The sequence below is a fragment of the Aneurinibacillus tyrosinisolvens genome (assembly GCF_001015055.1).
Classification (GTDB): Bacteria; Bacillota; Bacilli; order Aneurinibacillales; family Aneurinibacillaceae; genus Aneurinibacillus_A; species Aneurinibacillus_A tyrosinisolvens.
This window is the reverse complement of record NZ_BBWZ01000084.1, coordinates 1-8696: the sequence shown is the minus strand read 5'-3', so window position 1 is coordinate 8696 and position 8696 is coordinate 1. Positions and strand designations below refer to the sequence as shown.

At 45.0% G+C, this 8696-nt stretch carries 8 protein-coding genes and 1 pseudogene; 8 read left to right on the top strand and 1 reads right to left on the bottom strand.

The annotated features are described in order from the left end of the window. The first annotated feature begins 109 nt into the window (after positions 1-109). The 3 genes from MBEAL2_RS27990 (at position 110) to MBEAL2_RS27980 (ending at position 2651) form a co-directional block, all read left to right on the top strand. Entirely contained in the window at positions 110-946 is an 837-nt protein-coding gene (locus MBEAL2_RS27990; RefSeq protein WP_047155470.1) for a sugar phosphate isomerase/epimerase family protein, read from the top strand. 142 nt (positions 947-1088) lie between these two features. Then, positions 1089-2285, top strand: coding sequence for an MFS transporter (locus MBEAL2_RS27985; protein WP_082130238.1), 1197 nt, complete (start codon positions 1089-1091; stop codon positions 2283-2285). 69 nt (positions 2286-2354) lie between these two features. Continuing rightward, on the top strand, positions 2355-2651 hold the full coding sequence (locus MBEAL2_RS27980; protein ID WP_052948080.1) for a PaaI family thioesterase: 297 nt from the start codon (positions 2355-2357) through the stop codon (positions 2649-2651). 165 nt (positions 2652-2816) lie between these two features. Here the strand turns inward: MBEAL2_RS27980 and MBEAL2_RS27975 are convergent, their stop codons facing one another. Then, positions 2817-3386, bottom strand: coding sequence for a shikimate kinase (locus MBEAL2_RS27975; protein WP_047155469.1), 570 nt, complete (start codon positions 3384-3386; stop codon positions 2817-2819). Positions 3387-3654: 268 nt separating this feature from the next. On the opposite strand from MBEAL2_RS27975, the gene MBEAL2_RS27970 reads away from it, so the two are divergent. The 5 genes and pseudogenes from MBEAL2_RS27970 to MBEAL2_RS27950 all read left to right on the top strand — a co-directional run. After that, the gene (locus tag MBEAL2_RS27970) at positions 3655-4443 is read left to right on the top strand and encodes an IclR family transcriptional regulator (protein WP_439644910.1); all 789 of its coding nucleotides are present in this window, start codon (positions 3655-3657) and stop codon (positions 4441-4443) included. A gap of 26 nt (positions 4444-4469) precedes the next feature. Beyond that, the gene (locus MBEAL2_RS27965; RefSeq protein WP_047155467.1) at positions 4470-5318 is read left to right on the top strand and encodes a citryl-CoA lyase; all 849 of its coding nucleotides are present in this window, start codon (positions 4470-4472) and stop codon (positions 5316-5318) included. Next, positions 5315-6768, top strand: a pseudogene (locus tag MBEAL2_RS27960) (aldehyde dehydrogenase family protein). The gene MBEAL2_RS27965 and the pseudogene MBEAL2_RS27960 overlap by 4 nt, the downstream one beginning before the upstream one ends. Positions 6769-6786: 18 nt before the next feature. Beyond that, entirely contained in the window at positions 6787-7572 is a 786-nt protein-coding gene (aroD, locus tag MBEAL2_RS27955; RefSeq protein ID WP_369405548.1) for a type I 3-dehydroquinate dehydratase, read from the top strand. 2 nt (positions 7573-7574) lie between these two features. Next, on the top strand, positions 7575-8696 hold a 1122-nt coding region (locus MBEAL2_RS27950; protein WP_047155465.1), incomplete at its 3' end, for a thiamine pyrophosphate-binding protein.

Genomic DNA, 8696 nt, shown 5'->3' with positions numbered 1-8696 from the left:
CCCGGTTCCGACGACCGGCCACTGGAATATCCTTGATATTTATTCGCCGGGCGAAAAGAAGTCCCATGTCAGTGTGTAATTAAGAACACGATTGGAGGAATATAAGAAGATGACAAAGCAATTTTCCCTGGCTCATCTTACCGTGCTCGACTGTCCACCGCCCGAGATGACTTACATTGCCGCGCGAGCCGGGTTTGATTTCGTCAGCCTCCGACCTATTTACATGGGTCTGCCCGGCGAGCCTAACTACGGATTGGCCGAAAACAAGGAGATGCTGCGGCAAACCAAAACCGCGCTTGCCGAGACGGGCGTTAAGCTTCTCGATATCGAACTGGCGCGCATCTATGATGGCGTCGATCCAAAACGCTATCTGCCTGCCATGGAAGTCGCTGCTGAACTCGGCGGACGCCATGTTCTTAGCAGCATCTGGACCGATGATCACAGTTTTGCTATCGAGCGCTTTGCTGAACTTTGCGATCTGGCTAAACCGTTCGGACTAACGATTGAACTGGAGTTTGTTCCGATTGCCAGTGTCTATGACCTTGCTGGAGCACTTGATGTTCTTCGCACCGCAAAACGGGAAAATGCCGGTCTTATGATCGATGTACATCATTTCCATCGCTCGAGGGACAAGGTTGAGGATCTGGACACGGTGCCCCGTGAATGGTTCCGCTACCTCCATCTCTGCAATGCGCCTGCACAAATTCCGACATCTAAAGAAGAGATGACCCGTATCCTTCGCGAAGAACGCTTGTATTTGGGTGAGGATGGCATTGATGTTGCGAGTATCGTGAATCGGATTCCTGAGATTCCCTATTCGATTGAGCTGCCAAACCTCAAGCGCGCTCAAGAATTGGGTTATGAGGAGTTTGCGCGGCGCTGCTTGCAAACGGCAAAGGATTATCTCAACACTCACCCGCGTATGTCCCATGTTTCTTGTTTGTAATGTGAATAGTCAAATATACTTTGCGGAAATCGCCAAAGGTCAAATCTGCGGATTTGGGGTCGAAAGCTACCTTCTTGGCCTGAGAGCAGCCGTAGCAGCGACAGAGTGATCAGAATGGATTTTAATCCACAAGGGGACGCCCATGATTTTATATAATTTCTTGATTATGAATATCTTTTATATGATTGCCTTAACAGGGACACGCCCCATTGTCTCCCTGTTTGCTGATTATTGCGGGGCTACTCCTACGTTAATTGGTCTTCTGGTATCAACCTATGCGCTCCTTCCTATGTTACTGTCCATCACGGTCGGAAAATGGCTGGATTATTATAATGCCCGAAAGATTACGCTTTTGGGCGGAGGAGGGATGATGGTTGCCCTCTTCATTCCTGTTTTATCCCCCAATATCCTCACCCTTTTTTTCTCCCAAATCACCCTGGGTTTTTCTCAGCTTTGCGTTCTGCTTACTATGCAGAAAATAGTAGGGAATTTTCCAGGAAATAGGGACAAACTAATAGCATCGTTTAGTCTAACGGCGTCAATAGGCGAATTAGTCGGTCCTTTGATTAGCGGCTATGTTTATGAGCATTATGGAGTTGAATATACTTATGCTTCATCAACCGCGTTTGTCCTGATTGCCTTCCTGATGGGGGTTCTTCTGAAATCTAGTTACTGGCATAGGAATTCATCATCTTCCTCCTACCAAAAGCAAAATTTGCGCTCAACGCTCCAGTTGTTGGCTCAAGTGAATTTGCGAAAAGCATTAATTATTAGTGGATTGGTGCTCTATTCTAAGGATCTTTTCACCGCTTATTTTCCGGTATATGCTGCCGGGGCTGGAATAAGCGCTAGCCAAATTGGCGTGATATTGTCTGCTATGGCAGGAATGTCTATCGTCGTCCGCCTCTTGCAATTTTATTTGGTTAAGACCTTTAGCAGAGGAAAAGTGCTGACCGTTACTCTGATTATCAGCGGAGTTTCCTTCCTGCTAATCCCGTTTTTCACTCTTCCTGTGCCACTTACAGGCCTAGCCTTATTCCTGGGTGCCGGATTGGGTCTGGGACAGCCGCTCAGCCTGGTTTTCTCCTTGAATCAAAGTCCTGTAGAACGCCATGGAGAAGTCCTTGGGCTGCGACTCACAATTAATCGTGCATCACAGTTTGCTGCTCCCTTCTTATTTGGGACGATCGGAGGAATTGCAGGGATTCCTCCGATTTTTTGGGTCAGCGGAGGGGTTCTATTAATAGGATCTTATTTTACTCGCATGACTTCTGTTCTGAAAACGAAGTCCGTATCTTCTATTGATGGCAAAGGCTATCCTAATAAATTTATAACATAAGCCAAACTAATGCTTAGAAACATGTAACACAAGGCAAAACCGATATTCCATTGTGTGAGAGCTGTAGAGATGGCGGGTAATTGTTCGATCAGAGTGGTGATTAATAAGGATCCGGAAGCTCCTATTTTCCAGGTGGCAGACTATGGTTCTGCTGTACGATCTGTGCTTACAGAAGAGGAAATTTCGCCCACAGTAGAGTTGAAAATTAATTATATCCGTCCTGCAAAAGGGGAATACCTGGTTGCTAAATCCAAACTTTACCACCGCGGCGGATCATTGGCCGTCGGACAGGCGGAGATTTTTGACTCAAATGGAGATTTAGTAGCCATGGGTACCGCTACGTTTATGATCCTGAAAAAAAGATGACTCTATTCCTTATTATTGACGAAGAGGTATCCATCGCTACATTAAGCTATCGAGAAAATCTCGACAGCTTTTCTTATTCCAAAAAATAAAAGGTTTTCCATCTGAAAAGAGCCAAAGGTTCTCCTAAGCAGCCTGTAACTGGTTTTTGATAAGTACAGATCTTTTCTACATATCCGTATGCGGTTGATATAGATCCCACCCTAGCTTCAGTGCGCTAACGATATAGTCGGCCACTTCCTCGGGATTCTGATTATCGGTTGAGATTTTAGAGTTATGCTTCGAATAAGCAGGCTGTCTTTTTTCAAATAACTCTTGAACCTCCTCTAATGTTCGATTGTGCAGCACCGGACGGCCATCGACAATTAAATCAAGCCGCTCCTTCCAGGCGTTCCAGGTTAAATCTAGAAAAAGTACAATACAGTTACTTAAGCATACTTTCCTGATTTCTTCCTGTTGAAAAGCTCCGCCTCCTAGAGAGACAATTTTGCACCGGAAATTTTCGCACAGATCGATAACCGTTTCCCTTTCTATTTTTCGGAATTCCGGTTCACCCATTTCTTTAAATATTTGTGAAACAGGCATACTATATTTTTTTTCTATATGATGGTCGACATCAATAAAATCTCGATAGAGCTTTTTGGCAATAAGTTGACCGACTGTTGTTTTCCCAACTCCCATGAAACCAATTAATACAATATTTTTTTCTCTAACGGGGATTTCTCTTTTTTGATTCATTTATTTTCATTCTCCTATTCACTAATTAACAATATTTAAAAGGAAGATTTTCAGTTACAACACTGTTTATTTAATTATATAGAAAAAGAATACAGGGTAAAGTAAAAACCAATCTTTATTTAAATTACAGCAATAGATAAATGATTCTAAATATTTTCAGAAAGATGTTGCATGAGTAAAAAAAATCGGGTAGAATAATTTCAACGAGTTCCACTAAATGTAATACGATTACACAGAATGGAATAAAATCGATAATAAGGGGGGAAGGATGATGACAGACAAACCTATCAAGAAAAACAAAGATCCGGATTCTCTTCGCACAGTACAACGTGCACTTGATATTCTTAACTGCTTTTCCTTGCAAGAAACCGAGCTATCTCTGACAGAGATTGCAAACAAGATTGCATTAGCTAAATCAACAACGACAAGGCTGCTGGCTACCTTAGAACGTAACGGCCTCATTACAAAAAATCAGGAAACCCTAAAATACAAGCTAGGGCACAAGTTGTATTATTTAGGGCACATTGCTGGAAAATCCATTGAAATTCGTGAGTTTGCTTACCCCATTATGAAAGCGCTGCGGGATAACACCAAAGAAACAGTAAATCTTTACGTACTGCAAGATAACTATCGGGTTTGCATCGAACAATGTGAAGGTCTGCAGTCCATACGGCACCTTGTTAAAATAGGGGAAAGATTGCCGTTATGGGCTGGTGCCGGAGGAAAGGCAATTTTGGCCTACCAGAGCGAAGAATTTCAAAATGAAATTTTCCAACTCGTTGATTCCGAGCAAAGACTGGCAGAGCTAAAGCATGACCTGAAAGCAATCCAGGTGGAAGGCTGTGCATCTAGTTTGGATGAAAGAGAAGTCGGCTCGGCAGCTGTCGCTGCTCCCCTATTTGGAATCAATGGAAACGTAGTGGCTTGTCTTTCCATATCGGGTCCAACTCAACGTTTTACTCCTGAAGTGATTCGTCATTTAAAAATCATATTAAAACAAAATGCTTTAACTATATCCCAAAGCATCGGGTATAAGGAGCCGGTTTGCTTCTTATAATGGGATAATTAATAAGGAGGGTCATTATGGCAGGAAGAAGTGCTTTGGAAGCGTATTCTAACGGAGCTGTTTGGTGGGATACCTCTATCAGCAATATTAAGAAAAATGAAATTATCATAAGAGGATATCCAATTGAAGAGTTAATCGGAAACTTCTCTTACAGTCAAATGCTCTATTTTCTCTTATGTGGAGATATTCTTAACGAAAAGAAAGCACATTTATTTGAAAGCGTTCTTGTGGCAGGAGCCGACCATGGACCCCGAGCCCCTTCTATTGCAGCGGCAAGAATGGCAGCCACTTGCGGCATTTCCTTTAATTCCTGTGTAGCTACCGGGATTAACGTACTGGGAGATATACACGGGGGCGCTGCTGAAAAAGCAATGAAATTATTTTATGCAACGAACGAACTTGCGGGCAATGATAGCAATATCTCCCTTGCAGCTAAGGAACAATTTGATCGGCTGCAAAGGGACAAAGAAAAATTGCCGGGATTTGGTCACCAACTGCACGATGATGACCCGCGCGTCCACAGACTCTATCAACTGGCACAATCTTTGGTAGAGGAAGGTGAAATCTCAGGTCAGTACTTGAGAATTGCCGAAGAGTACAGAGCCATTCTGGAAGAAAAGAAAAAGAAGAAAATGACGATGAATGTGGACGGTGTATCCGCTGCGATCCAGTGTGAATTAGCGATTCCAGCAGAAGCCGCAAAAGGAGTATTCGCCTTGTCACGGGGAATGGGAATTGTGGCACACGCTTTTGAAGAACTCAAAAATGGCATTTTAATTAAAGGACCTTGTCCAAACCGGGAAGATTTGGTTCACTATTCTGGCCCTTCTATCCGTCACTTAGAAAAAGCAGGTGAAACAGTATGAGTATAAAACAAATACAACTGAGTATAAAACAGGCACAGCCCTATGTTAATGGTAAATGGATTTCCTCGCATCGGGAAACTCTTCTGATCAAAAGTCCGTACTCAGGCGAAGTAATCGGAGAGCAAATTCTGGCAACACCAGAAGATGTTGAGGATGCACTGGCTTCGGTCCATGCTGCTAAAAAGGAAATTGCCAGCATTCCATCGCATGAGCGGGCGAAAATCTTAAAAAGAGCTGCCGCCTTACTAGAAGAGGAAAAAGAGAAATTTGCTGCGCTTATTTCTCTTGAGTTAGGCAAACCCTTAAAGAATACGCGGGATGAAGTATCACGCTCCGTTGAAACACTCGAACAATCTGCTGAAGAGGCAAAAAGATTGTTCGGGGAAACGCTGCAGGGAGATGCCTCAGAAAGAGGAACCAGAGCGATTGCTGCCACATTCCGTGTTCCCGTTGGTGTTGTGGGTGCCATTACACCATTTAATGCACCTTTGAACCTTGTCTGCCATAAGGTAGGCCCTGCCTTCGCTGCAGGAAACAGCTTAATACTAAAACCGGCACCGCAAACGGCTCTTATTGCGACTGAACTTTTGAAATTATTGCTAGAGGCAGGATTTCCTGAGAACGCGATTAACATGGTTCTTGGCGGAGTGGAAATCGGACAGCAAATCGTAAAAGATAGCCGTACCGACATTATTTCTTTTACAGGCGGAGTTCCAGCCGGCAGAAACATATGCGAATTGGCCGGAATGAAAAAAGTATTGCTTGAACTAGGCGGAAACGCCTCCACGATTATCCATGAAGATGCAGATTTAGAGCGTGCCGCAGCCATGTGTGCGAGAACAGGTTTTAGTAACTCGGGGCAAAGCTGTATTTCTGTACAGCGAATTTACGTACATCAAGCTGTTGTACCGGCATTTACGGAACTCTTAAAAGAGGAAGTATCAAAATTAAAAATCGGGGACCCTCTTCTTCCGGATACCGACATTGGTTGTCTGGTCGATGCGAATGCTGCCCAGCGGATCATGGAATGGATTGAAGAATCGATTGATTTAGGTGCCAAACTGGTGCATGGCGGCCAAAAAAAGGGAGCGACCGTGGAACCTACGATTCTATTGAATCCGCCGAAACATAGTAAAGTCGTTTGCCAGGAAGTGTTTGGTCCCATTGTGAGCATCATTCCTTACGAAACCATTGAAGAGGCAATTGAAGAAACAAATAATTCTTCCTTTGGGCTTCAGGCTGGTTTGTTTACGAACCGGATGGATCTAGCTTATAAAGTTGCCCATGCTCTTGAAGTAGGTGGTGTCGTACTTAATGGCACATCGAATTTCCGACTGGATCATTGGCCGTACGGGGGGTGAAAAACAGTGGAATTGGACGTGAGGGCCCTCGCTATGCTATAGAAGATATGACGGAAACGAAAATGATCGTATTTCAGCTTCCCAATTAATCCATTGAAAGAGGGTAGATTATCATCGATACAACAAAAGAAATTGAAGTAAAGGGAAAAGTAATAAGTAATGGCAAACAACCGCTGATCTGCACGCCGTTAGTCGGAAAAACCAAAGAAGTAATCCTCTCTGAATTAGAAAAGGTCATCATCAAAAAACCGGATTTGATAGAGTGGCGTGTAGATTTCTTTGAAGCCATTTCCGATGCTGAGGCCGTCATTGATGTGGCCAATAGAATTAAGGAAATGGCGGGGGAAATCCCCCTTCTGTTCACCCGACGCTCCGACAAAGAAGGCGGCGAACCGATTTCCATATCGGAAGATGAAGTGGTTGCCCTGTATCTGGCCGTCTGCGAAAGCAAAAGCGTAGATTTTATCGACTATGAATTAATCAATCAAAAGAAAGATATCGCCCGCTTGCGGGATGCGTCGGCCGAAAACGGCATCAAAATGATTATGTCTTACCATAACTTTGAATTGACTCCGGAAGTCGGAATTCTGAACCAGAAGTTTGCCGAAGCAGAACTTCAGGGTGCTGATGTCGCCAAAGTGGCCGTGATGCCAAATAACTTAGAAGACGTACTTACGTTGCTAAGTGTAACCCTGGCTGCTAAAAACAAACTCAAAATACCGTTAATAACGATGTCAATGGGGAAATATGGCTCTTTATCCCGTATGTTCGGGGGAGCATTTGGTTCTGCTGTTACCTTTGCCGTTGGTGAAAAAAGTTCAGCGCCAGGACAGGTTCCGATTGAAGATTTAAAAGTTGTGCTTGATATTTTACAAAGAGCAATGGAGGATTGAAAATGAAAGATTTGATCGCTCATCAACTGGTGAAGTACCTCGAAAACAGAGGGGTTGAACATATCTTTGGCCTGTGCGGACACACGAACATCGCCGTACTGTCTGCCCTGGAGAATAGCTCCATTAAATTTATTAATGTCCGGCATGAACAAATTGCGGCGCATGCTGCGGATGGCTATGCCCGGGCGAAAAAGCAGACGGCCGTTGTCTTAAGTCACTTAGGCCCTGGATTAACGAATGCAGCTACAGGGGTCGCCAACGCCGCGCTGGATTCCGTTCCGATGGTGGTCATTGCCGGGGATGTTCCCACCCATTACTACGGAAAACACCCGCACCAGGAAATCAACTTGCACGCCGATGCTTCCCAGTTTGAAATCTACCGCCCGTTTGTCAAGCGGGCCTGGCGTGTGGAACGGGCGGATTTGTTTCCGGAAATTATCGAGAAGGCGTTCCAGTTAGCGGAAAGCGGAAGACCGGGTCCCGTGCTGGTCTCGGTCCCGATGGATCTTTTCTCGAAAGAGGTGGAAACCGCTTTATTTGAGAAGCTGGCTCACCATACCAAAACCCTGCACAAACCTTCCATTGATGACGAAACGGCCACCCGCATCATTGAAACGCTGCTGAAGGCTGAACATCCGCTTCTTTATATAGGGGGCGGGATTATGCTGGCCGACGCTTCCAAAGAACTAAGGGAATTCGTCGACCATCTCAGTATCCCGGTTGCCTATTCGCTCATGGGAAAAGGGGCCGTTTCGGATGACCACCCCTTCACCCTTGGCATGACGGGGTTCTGGGGCACGAAATTCATCAATGACCAGTGCAAGCAGGCCGACTATATTTTCGCGCTGGGCACTCGTTTTGCCGAAGCCGATTCCAGTTCATGGGAGCCGGCGTATACTTTCAATTTCCCGCCGACCAAACTCATTCACATTGACATTGACCCGAACGAAATCGGAAGAAATTATCCGGTGGACATCGGCGCAGTGGCGGATGTAAAACAGGCGCTGACCGTGTTGAACCGCGTAGCGAAGAAACTTCTGCCTAACGGACGGCAGAATGAGGCGCTCAAACAGGAGATTGCCGCGTACCGGGAAGAATTTAAGAGCCGCAACCAGCAGAACATT

Coding starts and splice junctions, on each gene's coding strand:
- MBEAL2_RS27970 (WP_439644910.1), top strand. CDS start 3,655: ATGATGACAGACAAACCTATCAAGAAAAACAAAGATCCGGATTCTCTT.
- MBEAL2_RS27965 (WP_047155467.1), top strand. CDS start 4,470: ATGGCAGGAAGAAGTGCTTTGGAAGCGTATTCTAACGGAGCTGTTTGG.
- MBEAL2_RS27990 (WP_047155470.1), top strand. CDS start 110: ATGACAAAGCAATTTTCCCTGGCTCATCTTACCGTGCTCGACTGTCCA.
- MBEAL2_RS27980 (WP_052948080.1), top strand. CDS start 2,355: ATGGCGGGTAATTGTTCGATCAGAGTGGTGATTAATAAGGATCCGGAA.
- MBEAL2_RS27985 (WP_082130238.1), top strand. CDS start 1,089: ATGATTTTATATAATTTCTTGATTATGAATATCTTTTATATGATTGCC.
- MBEAL2_RS27975 (WP_047155469.1), bottom strand. CDS start 3,386: ATGAATCAAAAAAGAGAAATCCCCGTTAGAGAAAAAAATATTGTATTA.